16 protein-coding genes are annotated in these 17,165 nt (G+C 70.0%); 10 read left to right on the top strand and 6 right to left on the bottom strand.

The annotated features are described in order from the left end of the window. The first annotated feature begins 4 nt into the window (after positions 1-4). The 8 genes from GEV10_00340 (at position 5) to GEV10_00305 (ending at position 7,374) form a co-directional block, all read left to right on the top strand. Complete coding sequence (locus tag GEV10_00340) at positions 5-1,165, top strand: acyl-CoA dehydrogenase (protein ID MQA76924.1); 1,161 nt, start codon at positions 5-7, stop codon at positions 1,163-1,165. A gap of 15 nt (positions 1,166-1,180) precedes the next feature. Continuing rightward, complete coding sequence (locus GEV10_00335) at positions 1,181-1,999, top strand: 1,4-dihydroxy-6-naphthoate synthase (GenBank protein ID MQA76923.1); 819 nt, start codon at positions 1,181-1,183, stop codon at positions 1,997-1,999. 5 nt (positions 2,000-2,004) lie between these two features. Beyond that, complete coding sequence (locus tag GEV10_00330; protein ID MQA76922.1) at positions 2,005-2,787, top strand: hypothetical protein; 783 nt, start codon at positions 2,005-2,007, stop codon at positions 2,785-2,787. Next, entirely contained in the window at positions 2,784-3,479 is a 696-nt protein-coding gene (locus tag GEV10_00325; GenBank protein MQA76921.1) for an FCD domain-containing protein, read from the top strand. The genes GEV10_00330 and GEV10_00325 overlap by 4 nt, the downstream gene beginning before the upstream one ends. 138 nt (positions 3,480-3,617) lie before the next feature. Then, positions 3,618-4,400 carry a transporter substrate-binding domain-containing protein gene (locus tag GEV10_00320; GenBank protein MQA76920.1) on the top strand — a complete coding sequence of 261 codons (783 nt, stop codon included), beginning with the start codon at positions 3,618-3,620 and terminating at the stop codon, positions 4,398-4,400. Positions 4,401-4,447: 47 nt separating this feature from the next. After that, positions 4,448-5,272 (top strand): ABC transporter permease subunit, encoded by an 825-nt coding sequence (locus tag GEV10_00315; GenBank protein MQA76919.1) that lies wholly within the window; start codon positions 4,448-4,450, stop codon positions 5,270-5,272. Next, positions 5,269-6,075: an ATP-binding cassette domain-containing protein gene (locus GEV10_00310; protein MQA76918.1), complete on the top strand. Its 807-nt coding sequence runs from the start codon at positions 5,269-5,271 to the stop codon at positions 6,073-6,075. Before GEV10_00315 ends, GEV10_00310 begins: the two co-directional genes overlap by 4 nt. Before the next feature lie 120 nt (positions 6,076-6,195). Then, positions 6,196-7,374 (top strand): acyl-CoA dehydrogenase, encoded by a 1,179-nt coding sequence (locus GEV10_00305; GenBank protein ID MQA76917.1) that lies wholly within the window; start codon positions 6,196-6,198, stop codon positions 7,372-7,374. A gap of 13 nt (positions 7,375-7,387) precedes the next feature. On the opposite strand, the gene GEV10_00300 is transcribed toward GEV10_00305, so the two are convergent. The 4 genes from GEV10_00300 to uvrB all read right to left on the bottom strand — a co-directional run bounded on the left by GEV10_00300 (position 7,388) and on the right by uvrB (position 12,730). Continuing rightward, positions 7,388-8,626 carry an acyltransferase family protein gene (locus GEV10_00300; GenBank protein ID MQA76916.1) on the bottom strand — a complete coding sequence of 413 codons (1,239 nt, stop codon included), beginning with the start codon at positions 8,624-8,626 and terminating at the stop codon, positions 7,388-7,390. A 163-nt stretch (positions 8,627-8,789) separates the two neighbouring features. Next, on the bottom strand, positions 8,790-9,341 hold the full coding sequence (locus tag GEV10_00295) for a ferritin (GenBank protein MQA76915.1): 552 nt from the start codon (positions 9,339-9,341) through the stop codon (positions 8,790-8,792). 58 nt (positions 9,342-9,399) lie between these two features. Next, positions 9,400-10,401, bottom strand: a complete 1,002-nt coding sequence (locus GEV10_00290; GenBank protein MQA76914.1) for a TerC/Alx family metal homeostasis membrane protein — start codon at positions 10,399-10,401, stop codon at positions 9,400-9,402. A gap of 214 nt (positions 10,402-10,615) precedes the next feature. Continuing rightward, on the bottom strand, positions 10,616-12,730 hold the full coding sequence (gene uvrB, locus GEV10_00285) for an excinuclease ABC subunit UvrB (GenBank protein MQA76913.1): 2,115 nt from the start codon (positions 12,728-12,730) through the stop codon (positions 10,616-10,618). Between the two features lie 333 nt (positions 12,731-13,063). Between uvrB and GEV10_00280 the strand changes: the two genes are divergently transcribed. Beyond that, positions 13,064-13,888: a citryl-CoA lyase gene (locus tag GEV10_00280; GenBank protein ID MQA76912.1), complete on the top strand. Its 825-nt coding sequence runs from the start codon at positions 13,064-13,066 to the stop codon at positions 13,886-13,888. A 3-nt stretch (positions 13,889-13,891) separates the two neighbouring features. Here GEV10_00280 and GEV10_00275 read toward each other — a convergent pair whose 3' ends face one another. Together GEV10_00275 and GEV10_00270 are read right to left on the bottom strand one after the other, a co-directional pair. Next, positions 13,892-14,482: a dephospho-CoA kinase gene (locus GEV10_00275; GenBank protein ID MQA76911.1), complete on the bottom strand. Its 591-nt coding sequence runs from the start codon at positions 14,480-14,482 to the stop codon at positions 13,892-13,894. 17 nt (positions 14,483-14,499) lie between these two features. Beyond that, positions 14,500-15,489, bottom strand: coding sequence for a substrate-binding domain-containing protein (locus GEV10_00270; GenBank protein MQA76910.1), 990 nt, complete (start codon positions 15,487-15,489; stop codon positions 14,500-14,502). Between the two features lie 222 nt (positions 15,490-15,711). On the opposite strand from GEV10_00270, the gene GEV10_00265 reads away from it, so the two are divergent. After that, positions 15,712-17,136, top strand: coding sequence for a fucose isomerase (locus GEV10_00265; protein MQA76909.1), 1,425 nt, complete (start codon positions 15,712-15,714; stop codon positions 17,134-17,136). Positions 17,137-17,165 lie beyond the last annotated feature (29 nt).

Raw genomic sequence — 17,165 nt, 5'->3', positions numbered from 1 at the left:
GTCGATGGACTTCACCCTCACCGAGGAACAGCGGGCACTCGCACGCAGCGTGGCCGACCTGTGCGCGCACTTCCCCGAGGAGTACTGGAACAAGGCAGACCAGGAGCGCACCTATCCCGCGGAGTTCGTCGACGCGCTCACCGAGGCCGGCTACCTCGCCGTCCTGATCCCCGAGGAGTACGGAGGTGGCGGCGGGACGCTCACCGACGCAGCGGTGATCCTCGAGGCGGTCAACAGGTCGGGTGGCAGCGGCCTGCCGGCCCACGCGCAGATGTACACGATGGGCACGATCCTCAGGCACGGCAACGAGGAGCAGAAGGCACGATGGCTGCCGGAGATCGCCGCCGGCCGGCTGCGCCTCCAGTCGTTCGCGGTGACCGAGCCCGACGCCGGCTCCGACACCAGCAGCATCACGACGTCTGCCGTCAGGGACGGCGACGAGTACGTGATCAACGGCGCGAAGATGTGGACGTCGCGCGTCGAGCACACCGACCTGATGCTCATCCTCACTCGCACCACGCCGCGTGCCGACGTGACGAAGAAGACCGACGGCATCAGCACGTTCGTCGTCGACCTGCGCGAGGCCGGCGACGCCGTCGAGATACGACCGATCCGCACGATGGTGCCGCACGAGACGTACTCGCTGTTCATCAACGACCTGCGCGTACCCGCGGCGAACCTCGTCGGCGAGGAGGGGCGTGGCTTCCGCTACATCCTCAGCGGGATGAACGCCGAACGCGTCCTGGTGGCGTCCGAGGTGCTCGGTGACGGCTACTGGCTCGTCGCCAAGGCGGCCGAGTACGCGTCCCAGCGCGTCGTGTTCGACCGGCCGATCGGCGCCAACCAGGCCGTGCAGTTCCCCATCGCCCAGGCGTACGCGCAGCTCGAGGCGGCCAGCCTGATGCGGTTCAAGGCCGCGGCGGTGTTCGAGCGGGGCGAGCAGCCCGGCATGGAGGCCAACGCAGCCAAGCTGCTCGCGTCCCAGGCGACCTGGGAGGCGGCGAACGCGGCGATGACGGCGTTCGGCGGCTACGGCGTCGCCGACGAGTACGGGATCCACCGCAAGTTCCGGGAGGCGCGCTTCCAGCTGATCGCGCCGGTGAGCAACAACCTGGTGCTCTCCTACATCGGCACCCACGTGCTCGGCATGCCCCGCTCGTACTGAGGAGGAGGACCGCTCATGACAGCTGCCGACGAGTTCGAGGACATCCGCTACGCGTACGACAACCACGTCGCGACGGTGACCATCGACCGCCCGCACGTGCGCAACGCGCTGCGGACCCGGACGTACGAGGAGCTCACCACGGCCGTCGACGCCGCGGCCGACGACCCGGCCGTCGGCGTCATCGTCCTCACCGGAGCGGGCGACAAGGCGTTCAGCGCCGGCGGCGACGTCAACGACCAGCGCGGGCGCGACCAGTCCGGCGGCCGCAACCACCTGCGCCGGCTGCTGCGGCTCGGGTCCGCGCTGCATGACTCGGGCAAGCCGATCATCGCGGCGGTCCGCGGCTACTGCGTCGGCGCGGGCCACGAGCTGCACGTCATGTGCGACCTGACGATCGCGTCCGACGACGCGCGGTTCGGCCAGGTGGGGCCGCGGGTCGGCAGCGTGCCGGTGTGGGGAGCGACGCAGCTGCTGCCACGGATCGTCGGCGAGAAGCGGGCGCGGGAGATGATCTACACCACCCGCCTCTACACCGCCGCCGAGGCCGAGTCGATGGGGCTCGTCAACAAGGTCGTCCCCGCGGACGAGCTCGACGACGCCGTCCGCGCGATGTGCGACGTACTGCTCACGATGAGCCCGCAGAGCCTCCGGGTGGCCAAGACGAGCCTCAACTTCGCCATCGACTCGATGCGTGCGGCGTTCAGCTCGGGAGCGGAGATGCTGAGCCAGCTGTACGGCACGCCCGAGCAGGCCGAGGGCGCCGCCGCGTTCCTGGAGAAGCGCCCACCCGACTACGCGCGCTTCCGCGCCGCGCCCGCGACGGACGAGGGGTGACGGCGATGTCCGATCCCGTCCTGCTGGTCGAGCGCCGTGACCGCGCCGCCGTCCTCACCCTGAACCGGCCGCGGAAGCGCAACGCGCTCAGCGCCGAGCTGCTCGACGCCCTGACCGCCGAGCTCGAGCGCCTCGTCGCCGACGACACGGTGTCCGGCGTCGTGCTCACCGGCGGCCCGTCGTGCTTCTCCGCGGGTGCCGACCTCAACGAGGCTGTCGACATCACCACGGTCACGGCGTTCCGTACGTTCGCCGAGCGCGCCGCCCGGCTCAACCGGGTGATCGAGGAGCACCCCAAGCCGGTGCTCGCGGCCGTCAGCGGCCCCTGCCTCACCGGCGGCCTGGAGCTGGCGCTGGCCTGCGACTACCGCCTCTCCTCCCCCGACGCCACGTTCGGCATCACCAGCGCGCGGATCGGCTCGGTGGCCGGCTTCGGCGGCACCCAGCGGCTGCCGCGGCTGATCGGCCCGAGCCGGGCGAAGGAGATGCTGTTCACCGCGCGCATCGTCGCCGCGGACGAGGCGGCGTCGCTCGGTCTCGTCGACCGCGTGATGCCGCACGATGAGCTGCTCGCCGCGGCGCTGGCGCTCGTCGCGGACATCGCGAAGGTCGGGCCGCTCAGCGTCGCGCTCATGAAGCGGGCGGTGAACACCGGCCTGGAGACCGATCTGCGCTCGGGCCTGGAGCTGGAACAGGCGCTCTCCGGGTGGGCGTTCACGACCCACGACAAGCAGGAAGGCATGCGGGCGTTCCTGGAGAAGCGGCAGGCGAGGTTCACCGGCCGATGACCGAGCATCGAGTACCGTCCCGTCCCATGCCCGCCCTGCCCGCGGCACCGTCGTTCCAGCGCGCCAACCTGAAGGACGCGGTGGCCTCGTACGTGCGCGACCTCATCTTCTCCGGCCACCTCAAGCCCGGCGAGAAGGTCGACCAGGACGCCGTCGCCGAGGCGCTGGGCGTGAGCAAGCTGCCGGTCCGGGAGGCGCTCATCATGCTCGAGGCGGCCGCGCTGGTCGAGATCGCACCCCGGCGCGGCGCGTTCGTCGCACCGCTCACCCGCGACGACATGCGCGACCACTACCGGATCTACGCCGCCGTCTGCGCGATCGCCGCGGAGCGGGCTGCCTCGGTCATGGACGACTCGACCGTCACCGCACTCCGCGCGAGCGTCGCGCGGATGCGCCGGCCGCGCCCTGGCGACGACCTCGAGGCGCTCAACGACGACTTCCACCGGTTGATCAACAAGAGCGGCGGCTCGCGGCGGCTCGGCGCGGTGCTGCGGGGCCTATCCGCGCTGATGTTCGGCGAGTTCCAGACCACGAGCATCTGGGGGCGCGTGGCGGCCACGCAGCACGCCGAGATCGCCGCCGCGATCGAGTCCCACGACGGCGCGGCGGCGGCGAGGCTGATGACCACACACATCGTCGAGGGCGGTGAGCACGCGATCGCGCTGCTGGAGGACCGCGGCTTCTGGTCGTGACCCCGGTGCGCTGCGTACCGTAGTTCGCCACCTGGCTATCCAGCACCACGTCTCGGCTGGCAAGATGCGCACACGGATCTACCGACCGCCCACAGGGAGCAGCTCGTGCGACGCCAACTCCGCCATCCCGTCCTGTCGCTGGCCGCGGCCCTCGTCCTCGTCGCCGGGCTGACCGGCTGTGTCGAGTCGACCGAAGGGGGAGGCACCGAGGTCGACGGTGTCAAGCTCGTCGCCGAGGACAAGATCACGACCTGCACGCACCTCCCCTACAAGCCGTACCAGTTCACCAAGGACGGCAAGATCGTCGGCTTCGACGTCGACCTCGTCGACCTCGTGGCGAAGGACCTCGGCGTGGAGCAGAAGATCCTCGACACGCCGTTCGAGGGCATCGAGTCGGGCGAGGACTTCAACACCAACAGGTGCGATATCGCCGCGGCCGGCATCACCATCAAGGACGACCGCAAGAAGGTCATGGACTTCTCCGACCCGTACTTCGACGTCACCCAGTCGCTGTTGGTCAAGAAGGACTCGGGCATCGACGGCCTGGAGAAGCTCAAGGGCAAGAAGGTCGGCGCGCAGCCGGAGACCACGGGCGAGGACTACGCCAAGAAGAACGAGAAGAAGTACGGCTACCAGGTCGTCCAGTTCGAGGACTTCGGCCTGCTGACCACCGCGGTCCGCACCGGCCAGGTCGCGGCATCCGTCGCCGACAGCGGCGTCCTGTACGACTACGTCAAGGACAACCCCGACACCGAGGTCGGTGCCGAGTACGACCTCGACGAGCAGCTCGGCATGGCGGTGAAGAAGGGCAACAAGCCGCTGCTCGACAAGGTCAACAAGGTGCTCGCCGACGCCAGGTCGGACGGCACGTACGCCGAGCTGTACAAGAAGTGGTTCGGCGTGGAGCCGCCGGAGAAGTAGGTGTCCCTGCTCACCGACACCACGGCGACGGCGGGGAGACCGCGAGCATGAGCATGTCCAGGCGCCGCCGTGCGCGGACCACGCGCATCGTCCAGTACGCGATCCTCGTCGCGGTCGCCCTCGTCATCGCCTTCGCGGCGGACTGGGGCGAGATCGGGCGGGCGTTCTTCAACCTGCCGATCGCGGCCGACCAGTTCCCTGAGATCATCACCACCGCGGTCCGCAACACGGTGATCTACACGGTGCTCGGCTTCACGTTCGGCCTGGTGCTCGGGCTCCTGCTCGCGCTGATGAAGCTGTCGTCGGTTCCGCCGTACCGCTGGATCGCGACGCTCTACATCGAGTTCTTCCGCGGCGTGCCCGCCCTGCTGGTGTTCATCGCCTTCGGGTACGGCGTGCCGCTCGCGTTCGGCGTGCGCTTCGACATCTACTCGACCGTCATGCTGTCGCTCGGCCTCGTCGGCGCCGCCTACATGGCCGAGACCCTGCGTGCCGGCATCCAGGCCGTCGACAAGGGTCAGGTGGAGGCGGCGAGGTCGCTGGGCATGTCCCAGGGCCGCACGATGGTCACGATCGTCATCCCGCAGGCGTTCCGCATCGTGCTCCCGCCGCTCACCAACGAGCTCATCCTGCTGGCGAAGGACTCGTCGCTGGTCTACCTGCTCGGCCTGGCACGGGAGCAGTACGAGTTGACCAAGTTCGGCCGGGAGTCCCTCAACACCGTGCAGTCGATGACGCCGATCCTCGTCGCGGGACTCTGCTACCTGCTCCTCACCATCCCGCTCTCCCTGCTCTCGCGCCGCCTCGAACGCCGCACCGGCGGCAAGCAGGTCAGCACCCCCGAGTCGACCGGACTGGCGGTGAAGGCATGACGACCCCCGCCGAACCGGCGGCCGAGAACGAGGCCGAGGCCGCGCCCGTCGTCCGGGTCAGCGAGCTGCGCAAGTCGTTCGGCACGATCGAGGTGCTGCGCGGCATCGACCTCGAGGTCGAACGCGGTCAGGTCGTCTGCGTGATCGGGCCGTCCGGCTCCGGCAAGTCGACGCTGCTGCGCTGCGTCAACCTGCTCGAGCAGCCGAACGGTGGCTCCGTCGTCGTCGACGGCATCGAGCTCACCGACCCGGACGCCGACCTCGACGCCGCCCGCAAGCGGATCGGCATGGTGTTCCAGTCGTTCAACCTGTTCAGCCACCTCACCGTGCTCGAGAACCTCACGGTCGCCCAGCGCAAGGTGCTGCGCCGCGGCAGGTCGCAGGCCGAGGAGGTCGCGAGGCGCAACCTCGAGAAGGTCGGCCTCACCGGCCGCGAGCAGGCGATGCCCACCCAGCTCTCCGGCGGCCAGCAGCAGCGCGTGGCGATCGCCAGGGCACTCTCGATGGACCCCCAGCTGATGCTGTTCGACGAGCCGACATCGGCCCTCGACCCCGAGCTGGTCGGCGACGTGCTCGGCGTCATGCGTCAGCTCGCCGAGGAGGGCATGACGATGCTCGTGGTCACCCACGAGATGCAGTTCGCCAGGGAGGTGGCCGACAAGGTCCTCTTCATGGACGGCGGAGTCGTGGTCGAGCAGGGTCACCCGGAGCAGGTCATCGCCGACCCCCGCGAGGCGCGCACGAAGGAGTTCCTCGCCCGCGTCCTCAACCCCGCCCACCAGCAGGCGCCCGAGGCCGACTGACCAGGCCCGTGAACGGCACCCTCACCGTGCCAGGATACGGTCGGGGTGCCCCTCACGGGTCGACCACGGGCGGGTTGTACATTGGATCCGATCCTTGTCCTCGACCGCGGAGCCGTCCCGATGCCGAAGAACCGTCCCATTGCCCCGCTCGACCTGTTCGGCACCGACGGGCTGCTGTCCGACGAGGAACGCGCCATGCGCGACACGGTCGCGCAGTTCTGCGCCGACCACGTCCGCCCGCACGTCGCCGACTGGTTCGAGACCGGCGAGATCCCCGGTCGCGAGCTCGCGCGACGGCTGGGCTCGCTCGGCGTGCTCGGCATGCACCTGTCCGGCTACGGCTGCGCGGGTGCGAGCGCCACGGCGTACGGGCTCGCCTGCCTCGAGCTCGAGGCCGCCGACTCCGGCATCCGCAGCCTCGTCTCCGTGCAGGGATCGCTGGTCATGTACGCGATCCACGCCTACGGCAGTGAGGAGCAGAAGCAGCAGTGGCTGCCCGGCATGGCCGCCGGTGAGCTGATCGGCTGCTTCGGCCTCACCGAGCCCGACTTCGGGTCCAACCCGGCGGGGATGCGCACCCACGCCAAGCGCGAGGGCGACGACTGGGTCATCAACGGCACCAAGATGTGGATCACGAACGGGTCGATCGCCGACGTCGCGGTCGTCTGGGCGCGGACCGACGACGGCATCCGCGGGTTCCTCGTGCCGACCGACACCAAGGGCTTCTCCGCACCGGAGATCACCAAGAAGCTGTCGCTGCGTGCCTCGGTCACGTCGGAACTGGTGCTCGACGAGGTGCGGGTTCCCGGCGACGCGATGCTCCCCGGGGCGCGCGGCCTCGCCGGACCGCTCGGCTGCCTGTCCGAGGCGCGGTTCGGCATCATCTTCGGTGCGGTCGGTGCCGCGAGAGACTGCCTGCACACCGCCCTGGCGTACGCCGCCGACCGCGAGGTCTTCGACCGCCCGCTCACGACGTACCAGATCACCCAGACCAAGCTCGCCGACATGACCGTCGAGCTCGGCAAGGCCATGCTGCTCGCCGTGCACCTCGGCCGGCTGAAGGACGCCGGCACCCTGCGTCCCGAGCAGGTCAGCCTGGGCAAGCTCAACAACGTCCGCGAGGCGATCGCGATCGCGCGGGAGTGCCGCACGATCCTGGGCGCCAGCGGCGTCACCCTCGAGTACCCGGTGATCAGGCACGCGAACAACCTGGAGTCGGTGCTCACCTACGAGGGCACGAGCGAGGTGCACCAGCTGGTCATCGGTCAGGCCGTGACCGGCGAGTCGGCGTTCCGCTGAGCCGTCCGGCGGTCTACGACAGCGACCGATCGGTCGGCCCGCGGAGCCAGCCCTCCAGCTTCGGCTGAACGGCCCACGAGAACAGCACCCGCACCGGCGGGGAGCACAGCACGAGTGTGAGCACGACCGCGGCCAGGGTGACGACGACGATCCCGGCGTGGGTGTGGACGAACGGGAGGTCGTAGACGTCCCACCACTCGGCCCCCTTCGCCGCGAACCCGTGCAGCAGGTACGCGTACATGCTCGCGGCTCCGAACCCGGTGATCACCGGGAGCCGGCGGCCGGGCACCAGCGAGATGACCGCCAGCAGGACGAGGACGGTGGCCGCCAGCTGGGCGATCTTGACGAGCGCGAAGATCGGGTACGAGACGCCGAGCGCCTCGTTGCCCTGGCGCCAGTACACCCATTCGACGCTCACGTGAGGGGCGAGAACGTAGGCGCCGTAGATCGCGCCGGCGAGGATCGGGACCGCAGCGAGCCTGACCCACAGGGTGCGCAGCCACGCGAAGTGCTCGCGGCGCAGGGACAGGCCGATGACGAAGAACGGCAGGTACTGCAGCATCCGGCCGAGCTCGAGTGCGCCGGTGAGCTCCGCGGACCCCGCGGCCAGCGACACGACGACCGCGATCACGATCGGGAAGCGGACCACCCGCCAGACCGGAGAGCTCAGCCGCCAGAAGAACAGCGTGGCGAGGAACCAGGTGATCCACCACGGGTCATGGAGCGCGAACTCGAGGTCCTGCCCCGCACCGAAGTGGCGGTACAGGGTGAAGGCCGACTCGATGATCAGGTACGGCACCACGACCGACCGGACGAGGGAACGCGCCTGCCGCGGGCTCGCGGTGAAGTGACGCGAGAAGTACCCGGACAGCGTCACGAAGATCGGCATGTGCACCGTGTAGAGGAACAGGTAGGCGGCCTCGAGGGAGCGGCTCCACGCCAGCATCGGGCCCCATGCGTGCCCGACCACCACCAGCGTGATCGCCACGAACTTGACGTTGTCGAGGTGGGAGTCGCGCCCGTTCGTGCCCTCCGCCGGAGCCGGCGCCTGGGTGGCCTGCGGTGCGGGAGGCCCGGCCGGAGTGGCGGCGGCGGGCTCGACCTCGGCGTCCGCCTCGGGTGCGGCGACGACGTCCGCCGCGTCGGTGGCGTCGACCACCGGTTCCGCGTCGACCTCGTGCTCGGTGTCGTCGTCCCTGTCGCGATGGCCGTTGCCCCGACCGTCGGCGCGCCCCGTCAGCTGGTCAGTCACGAGCACCTACCGTCGCCGGCCGTCGCTCACCGTCACGTCGTCGCACCCCGATACCGTACTTGCCGAGCCTACGCCCGCGACGTGAGGTACCCATGCCCGCGCAGCCGCCGGGCACGTCGGCTGCACGCTCGACCTGACGACCTGACCGGCGCTCGACCCCCGGTCAGAGCGCCCCGCCGGCGGCGGTTGGCTGCGCCTGGTTGCCCCCGTCGTCGCCGACCTGCTCCCTGACGAGGTAGTCCTCGACGTGGAAGAGGTTGTCACCGGCCCGGTCGACGATGTTCAGCAGCGTGTCCATCTGGGCCACCTCCTCCACCTGCTCCTTGAGGAACCACTGGAGGAACTGTTCACCGACGTAGTCGCCCTCGTCGCGCGCGGCCTTGGCCAGCGCGATGAACTGGGCGGTGACCTGCTTCTCCTGGTCGAGCGCCAGCTCGACGGGCTCCCGCGCGTTGGCGAAGTCGGTGCGTACCTCGTCGACCCCCGGGATGCCCACCCGGATCCCCTGGTCGAGGAAGTACTGCACGATCATCATCGCGTGGTTGCGCTCCTCGAGCGCCTGCCGGTAGAAGTGGGCGGCCATCCTGGGCAGATCCTGGTCGTCGAACCACACGGCCACGGCGAGGTACTGCTGGTGCGCGCCGAACTCGTGCTTCACCTGCTCGTGCAGAAGGTCGATGAACGACGACGCCTTCTTGTCCTTGGCTCCACGCATGGGCCGACTCTAGCCGTGTGCCCCGACACGTCGGAGGAGGCCGGGGCCTGTCGGCGCGTCAGCCCTCGACCGGCTTCTCGGCCTCGGTGGACTGTTCCGCGTCCGCGGGCTGCTCCTCTTGGGCGGGATCGGACTTCTTCAGCAGGCTCGCCGCGGTCGTGATCGCGAGCACTACCAGGATGACCACGAGCGACATCCACGTCGGGACCAGCGGCACGTGCAGGCCGCTGCCGTGGAGCGCCTCGAGCAGCAGCTTGACGCCGATGAAACCGAGGATGACCGACAGGCCGAGCGTGAGGTAGATGAGGCGGTCGAGCAGGCCGCCGATGAGGAAGTACAGCTGCCGCAGGCCCATCAGGGCGAACATGTTCGCCGTGAAGACGAGGTACGCCTCCTTGGTGATGCCGAAGATCGCGGGGATCGAGTCGACCGCGAAGAGCAGGTCGGTGCTGCCGATCGCCACCATGACGATCACCATCGGGGTGAAGAGGCGCTTGCCGTCGATGACGGTGACGAGCTTGAGGCCGTCGTACTGCGTGGTCGCCGGCAGCCGCCTCTGCACGATGCGGAGCAGGATGTTGTCCTTGACGTCGTTCTGGTCCTCGCCCCGGTGCCGTGCCATCTGGATGGCGGTGAAGATCAGGAACGCGCCGAAGACGTAGAAGATCCAGGAGAAGTGCGCGATCGCGGTCGCGCCGACGGCGATGAAGAGGCCGCGCAGCACGAGCGCGAGGACGATGCCGACGAGCAGCACCTCGTGCTGCGCGCGCCTCGGCACCGCGAACCTCGTCATGATCACGACGAAGACGAAGAGGTTGTCGATGCTCAGGCTGTACTCGACGATGTAGCCGGTGAAGAACTCGCCGGCGTACCTGCCGCCGGCGACAATCCAGACGCCGATGCCGAACAGCACCGCGAGCGACACGTAGACGATGATCCCGCGCGTGGCCTCCTTCATCGTGACCTCGTGGGGGTTCCGATGATCCAGGATCAGTCCGCCGACGAGCACGACCACGAGACCGGCGACTGTGGCGAGCCACGCATACAGATGAACGTCCAAGGATGCCCTCCGGCGAGCACGGGTTCTGCGTGTTGCCGGAGGTCTCTCCCGCTCGTGCCGAGCACGAGCCGACGGCACCGGGTGCGAACACCGTGATGACGGCACCGTCGCAGGGGATACTCCCCTCCACTGACGCGCTCAGACTAACCGACCAATACGGGCGACCACGCACCGGGTGCGAGACGTCACACCGTGCACATCCGGGGGCAGCGCGTCACCGCACGCCGGCCGCTCGCATGCCGCGCAGCTCCCGCTTGAGCTCGCCGATCTCGTCGCGCAACCGCGCGGCGAGCTCGAACTGCAGCTCCGCGGCGGCCGTGTGCATCTGCTCGGTGAGCTGCTTGACGAGCGCCTCGACCTCGGCCGATGGCATGCCGGCGAGCTCGGCAGCGTGCTGGCCGGGCCCGCCGATCCGCGACGCGAGGCCGGGCACCGGCGCCTTGCCGCGGCTCTGCTGCCGCCCGGAGCCGCCGACGAGCTGCTCGGTGTCGGCGTCCTCGCGCGCGATCGTGTCGAGGATGTCGGCGATCTTCTTGCGCAGCGGCTGCGGGTCGATGCCCCGCTCGGTGTTGTACGCGACCTGCTTGGCGCGCCGCCGGTCGGTCTCGTCGATGGCGTGCTGCATGGAGTCGGTGACCCGGTCGGCGTACATGACCACCTGACCGGAGACGTTGCGCGCGGCGCGGCCGATCGTCTGGATCAGGGAGGTGCCGCTGCGCAGGAAGCCCTCCTTGTCGGCGTCGAGGATCGCCACGAGGGAGACCTCGGGCAGGTCGAGACCCTCGCGCAGCAGGTTGATGCCGACGAGGACGTCGAACTCGCCGACCCGCAGCTCGCGCAGCAGCTGCACCCGGCGCAGCGTGTCGACCTCGCTGTGCAGGTAGCGCACCCGGATGCCCATCTCGAGGAGATAGTCGGTGAGGTCCTCGGCCATCTTCTTGGTCAGGGTGGTGACGAGCACCCGCTCGTTGCGGTCGGCGCGGGTCTTGATCTCGTCGATCAGGTCGTCGATCTGCCCCTTCGTGGTCCTGACCTCGAGCTGCGGGTCGACCAGGCCGGTCGGCCTGATCACCTGCTCGACCACGTCACCCCCGGTCAGGCCGAGCTCGTAGGGCCCGGGCGTCGCGGACAGGTAGATCGTCTGACCGATGCGCTCGAGGAACTCCTCCCACCGCAGCGGCCTGTTGTCGACGGCGCTGGGCAGCCGGAACCCGTGGTCGACGAGGGTGCGCTTGCGCGACATGTCGCCCTCGTACATGCCCCCGATCTGCGGGACGCTCACGTGCGACTCGTCGAGGACGAGGAGGAAGTCCTCGGGGAAGAAGTCGAGCAGGCAGTTCGGGGAGCTGCCGGGCTCGCGGCCGTCGATGTGCCGCGAGTAGTTCTCGATGCCGGAACAGCTGCCGATCTGCCGCATCATCTCGAGGTCGTACGTGGTGCGCATGCGCAGCCGCTGTGCCTCGAGCAGCTTGCCCTGCTTCTCCAGCTCGGCGAGGCGGTCGGCGAGCTCCAGCTCGATCCCGTGGGTCGCCCGCTCCATGCGTTCCGGGCCGGCGACGTAGTGGGTGGCGGGGAAGACGTACATCTCGTCCTCCTCGGCGATGACCTCACCGGTGACCGGGTGGAGCGTGGTGAGCCGCTCGACCTCGTCGCCGAACATCTCGATCCGCACGATGTGCTCCTCGTAGACCGGGAACACCTCGATGGTGTCGCCGCGCACCCGGAAGGTGCCGCGGGTGAACGCGACGTCGTTGCGCGTGTACTGGATCTGGACGAGCCGGCGCAGCAGGCCGTCGCGGTCGTACTCGCCACCGGCCTTGAGCCAGATCATCCGGTCGACGTACTCCTGCGGCGTGCCCAGGCCGTAGATGCACGACACGGTGGAGACGACGATGACGTCGCGGCGGGTGAGCAGCGAGGCGGTCGCGCGGTGCCTGAGCTTCTCGACCTCCTCGTTGATCGAGGAGTCCTTCTCGATGTAGGTGTCGGACTGCGGGATGTACGCCTCGGGCTGGTAGTAGTCGTAGTACGAGACGAAGTACTCGACGGCGTTGTTGGGCAGCATCTCGCGCAGCTCGTTGGCGAACTGCGCGGCGAGGGTCTTGTTCGGCTGCATGACCAGGGTCGGCCGCTGGAGCCGCTCGACGAGCCACGCGATGCTCGCCGTCTTGCCGGTGCCGGTGGCACCGAGCAGCACGGTGTCCTTCTCACCGGCCTCGAGGCGCTTCTGCAGCTCGCCGATGGCGGCGGGCTGGTCGCCGGCCGGCGCCATCTCGCTGACGACCTCGAACGGCGCGACCTTGCGGGTCAGGTGACTGACCGGACGCACGGCGACTCCCCTCGCTCACGCCTGACTGGGGCAGGACGACTCCACGGTACGTCGCCCCACCGACACCCGCCGCCCCGCGCCGTCCGCCGGTGCTCATCGGTCGTCACCTCGGGCCCGCGACACGTGAACGGCACCCTCACCGTGCCCCGCGACACGTGAACGGCACCCTGACCGTGCCGGGGCGAGGTGAGGGTGCCCCCCACGGGTGTGCACATCGCGAGTCGGGTGTTCCCATCGGCGGCTGCACGAGGGAACCCCCGACTCACGATGTGAACACTACGGCCAAGGGCTATAGCCTGCTCACGTTCCGACGACCGGGCGAGAGGTGCGGCTATGGGCGATCCGTCGGCCGACTGGTGGAGCACGTCCATCAGCGACATCTCCCCCGGCGTGATCCGGTTCCGCGGGTACGCGATCGAGGACCTCATCGGTTCGGCGTCGTTCCCCGACATGATCTGGCTGCTCCTCAGGGGCGAGCTCCCCACCCGGCCGCAGTCGGCTCTCCTCGAACGGGCGCTGGTCTCCGGTGTCGACCACGGGCCGCAGGCACCGTCCATCGCGATCGCCAGGAGCGCGATGACCTGCGGCGTCGGCATCAACAACGCCGTCGCGTCGGCCGTCAACGTGCTCGGCGACGTCCACGGCGGCGCCGGGCAGGAGCTGATGGAGGTGCTCTACCGGCTCGCGGACGAGACCGGCGACGCAGCCGGCGACGAGGACGCCGTCTCGCGTGCGGTCGAGGAGCTGGTCTCCGACTACCGCGGGCGCAAGGCGTACGTACCCGGGTTCGGCCACCGCTTCCATGCCCACGACCCGCGCCGCGATCCGCTGCTCGCGGCAGTCGACGACGCCGTCGCGGCCGGCGAGGTCGCGGGCGTCCACCTGCGGATCGGGCGCGAGATCGAGCGGCGGCTCGCTGAGGGCAGGACGCGTCCGGTGCCGATGAACGTCGACGGCGCCACCGCGATCATCTACGCCGAGCTCGGCTTCTCCCCCGAGCTCGGGCGCGGGCTGTTCGTGCTGTCCCGCAGCGTGGGTGCGCTGGCGCACGCATGGGAGGAGTCCGGCTCGGGCATGCGCAACAAGGGCCCGATCCCGCGCGACCTGCTCCCGACGTACACCGGAGAGCCACCCCGCGAGGTCCCGCGGCGGGCCTGAGCCTCACTCCCGCGTCAGGCGGGCCCAGAGGGCGTCGACCTGCGGGTCGAGGTCGGCCAGGTCGCCGCCGTTGTCGACGACGACGTCGGCGACGGCGAGCCGCTCGTCACGCGACGCCTGCGCCTCGATCCGCGCCCGCGCGTCTTCCTCGGTCATGCCGCGCAGCCGGACGAGCCGGTCGAGCCGGACGTCGTCGGGCGCGTCGACCACGACCACGAGGTCGTAGTCACGGTGCAGGCCGCCCTCCACCAGCAGCGGCACGTCCTCGACGACCACCGCGTCGGCGGGAGCCGCCGCCACGATCTCGGCCCGGCGGGCGCGGACCCGCGGGTGCACGATGCCCTCGAGCCGCCGCCTGGCGTCCGGGTCGCCGAAGACCAGCCTGCCCAGCCGCGGCCGGTCGAGCGACCCGTCACCGGCGAGCACGTCGGCGCCGAACGCCTCGACCACCTCGGCCAACCCGTCGGTACCGACCGCCACCACCTCGCGCGCCAGGACGTCGGCGTCGACCACCACGGCGCCCCGCGCGGCGAGCCGCGCGGTCACCTCGCTCTTGCCGGACCCGATACCCCCGGTGAGACCCACACGCAGCACACCCCGAACCCTACGTGTCAGGTGCTGCCGCGGACGATCAGCTCGGCCGGCAGGACGATGTGGCGCGGCTCCTCGGTGTCGCCCTTCACCCGGTCGAGCAGCAGCTCGGCGGACCGCCTGCCGATCTCGTACGTGGGCTGCCTGACGGCCGTCAGCGGCGGGCGCAGGGCCGTCGCCCAGCTGATGTCGTCGAACCCGACGACCGCGATGTCGCTCGGGATGTCGACGCCCTCCTCGGACAGGGCCTGCAGGGCACCGATCGTCATCAGGTTGTTGGACGCGAACACGGCGTCGGGGCGGGCCCGGCGCAGCAGGTCCTTGGTCGCCTCGTAGCCGCCCTCGAGCCGGAAGTCGGCCTCGACGACGAGCCGCTCGTCGAGCGGGATGCCGGCCTGCTTGAGCGCGGCCTTGTAGCCGGCGAGGCGCCGCGCCCCGGTCGTCGTGTTCAGCAGGCCCGCGATGATCGCGATGCGCTTCCTGCCGCGGGCCACGAGGTGCCAGGTCGCGTCGTGCGCCGCCTTGTGGTTGTTGACCGACACGCTGTCGACGTTCGCCCCGCGCAGCCGCCGGTCGACGGTGACCACGGGGATGCCCTGCCCGACGACGACGTCGAGGCCGCGGCTGCTCTGCCGGGCGGGGGCGAGGACGACCCCGGCCATCTGCTCGGCGGCGGCCACCTCGAGGTAGCGCTGCTCCTTCTCCTGGTCCTCGTCGGAGTTCGCCAGGACGACGGAGTAGCCGGCGGCCTGGGCAGCGTCCTCGATGCCGCGGACCATGGACGTGAAGAACGGGTTCTGCACGTCGGTGATGATGATCCCCAGCACCATCGTCGCCCGCTTGCGCAGGCTCCGCGCGGGCCCGTTGGGCCGGTAACCCATTTCGGCGACGGCCGCGAGGACGCGGTCACGGAGGTCCGCCGCGACCTCCACGCGCTGGTTGAGCACCCGCGAGACGGTCGCCGGCGACACACCCGCCGCGGCGGCGACGTCTCGTATCGTCGTGGCCATCGCACCTTCCTGTCGTCACGCGGACACACGAGCCGGGCGCCGACTGCCCCGCAGGTCGGCAGACTACCGCCGGACGTGCCGGGAGAACGATTCCTCTCCGTGACCGCGCCCGATCCGTAGTCGGTTGACACCCCCACTGTGCCCTCTTACAGTCGCCAACCAGAAATCGATTTACCAGGCGTACGGTCGCACGTCGACGCGACCGGGCGGAAGGGGCTGAGCGTGGCACGAATCGGGCTTCTCACCATGTCGGACGGCCGCGACTTCGTCGCGGGCGACCTGACCGGCTTCTGCGACGACGCCGAGCGGGCGGTGGCGACGGCGCTGGAGGGCGCCGGCCACGAGGTCGTCAGGGCCAGCGGCCCGGTCTGGACCAACGAGCTCGCCACCTCGGAGGCCCGCCGCGTCGCCGACGCCAGGCCCGACCTCACGATCTTCCACTACCCGGTCTGGGCGTTCCCGCACTTCACGATGCTCGCCGCCGCCCAGACCGCGGGGCCGCTGATGCTGCTCGGCAGCATCGACCCGGTGCAGCCGGGCATGGTCGGGATGCTCGCCGGCGGCGGCGCGCTCGACCAGATCGGCCGGGTGCACACCCGCGCCTGGGGCGACATCGCCGACACCGAGGTGCTCGACCGGGTGCTCGTGCAGGTGCGCGCGGCCACGGCCGTCTCCGGCCTGCGCGGGTCGACGTTCGGCCGGATCGGCGGCCGGCCGATGGGCATGTACACGGCCGTCGCGAACGCCGACCAGTGGATCTCGACGTTCGGCGTCGACGTCGAGGAGATCGACCAGTGGGAGATCGTCCGGCGCTCCGACAACGCCGACGCGACCCGGGTCAAGAGCGCCGTGCAGTGGCTGGAGAAGCACGCCGCCGGCGTGCACTACGACGGCAAGCAGCTCACGCCCGCGCTCTTCGAACGGCAGATCCGCACCTACTACGCCATGCGCGAGCTCATCGACGAGTGGAACCTCGACTTCTCCGGCATCAAGGGCCAGCCCGAGCTCACGACGCATTTCTGCACGATGGACGTCGCCGAGGCGTTCCTCAACGACCCGTACGACTGGGAGGGTCCGAAGGAGACCCACGTCTGCTCGACCGAGGCCGACATGGACGGCGCCCTCACGATGCAGATGCTCAAGCTGGTCACCGGCGGCACGCCCGTGCTGTTCGCCGACGTGCGCCACTACCACCCCGACCGCGACGTCTGGGACCTCTGCAACTCCGGCCAGCACGCCACCTGGTACGCCGCGCGCAGCGACGACCCGGCCGAGAACCTCGCGAAGGTCAACTTCTACCCCGAGGTGTTCTTCTTCCCCGCGGGCGGCGCGTCCGTCAACCACGTCGCCGCACCCGGCGACTGCACGTTCGCACGGCTCACCCGCAAGAACCACCGGTACCGCATGCAGGTCATGCGGGGTTCCTTCGAGAGCTACGACGCGGCGACCAACGACCGGTTGGCGCGCCAGTCGACGTTCGAGTGGCCGCACGCGTTCACCCGGCTCGACGCCCCCGCCGCCGACTTCCTGTCGCGGTTCGGCGCCAACCACATCCACGCGGTGCCCGGTGAGTACGTCGAGGAGCTGAAGTCGATCTGCACGATGCTCGACATCGACTACGAGGGCATGGGCTCCGCCGCCTCGTAATGCCCGCCACGCCCCCGGATGCCGCCACG

The organism is Streptosporangiales bacterium (genome assembly GCA_009379955.1).
Lineage (GTDB): Bacteria > Actinomycetota > Actinomycetes > Streptosporangiales > WHST01 > WHST01.
Note: the sequence above shows the minus strand (reverse complement) of the source record. Positions and strands in the feature narration are given on the sequence as shown.

Bases quoted from the DNA above. Each gene is read 5' to 3' on its own strand.
- GEV10_00325 (MQA76921.1), top strand. From the start codon at position 2,784: ATGACCGAGCATCGAGTACCGTCCCGTCCCATGCCCGCCCTGCCCGCG.
- GEV10_00330 (MQA76922.1), top strand. From the start codon at position 2,005: ATGTCCGATCCCGTCCTGCTGGTCGAGCGCCGTGACCGCGCCGCCGTC.
- GEV10_00270 (MQA76910.1), bottom strand. From the start codon at position 15,489: ATGGCCACGACGATACGAGACGTCGCCGCCGCGGCGGGTGTGTCGCCG.
- GEV10_00340 (MQA76924.1), top strand. From the start codon at position 5: ATGGACTTCACCCTCACCGAGGAACAGCGGGCACTCGCACGCAGCGTG.
- GEV10_00280 (MQA76912.1), top strand. From the start codon at position 13,064: ATGGGCGATCCGTCGGCCGACTGGTGGAGCACGTCCATCAGCGACATC.
- GEV10_00310 (MQA76918.1), top strand. From the start codon at position 5,269: ATGACGACCCCCGCCGAACCGGCGGCCGAGAACGAGGCCGAGGCCGCG.
- GEV10_00335 (MQA76923.1), top strand. From the start codon at position 1,181: ATGACAGCTGCCGACGAGTTCGAGGACATCCGCTACGCGTACGACAAC.
- GEV10_00305 (MQA76917.1), top strand. From the start codon at position 6,196: ATGCCGAAGAACCGTCCCATTGCCCCGCTCGACCTGTTCGGCACCGAC.
- GEV10_00315 (MQA76919.1), top strand. From the start codon at position 4,448: ATGAGCATGTCCAGGCGCCGCCGTGCGCGGACCACGCGCATCGTCCAG.
- GEV10_00295 (MQA76915.1), bottom strand. From the start codon at position 9,341: ATGCGTGGAGCCAAGGACAAGAAGGCGTCGTCGTTCATCGACCTTCTG.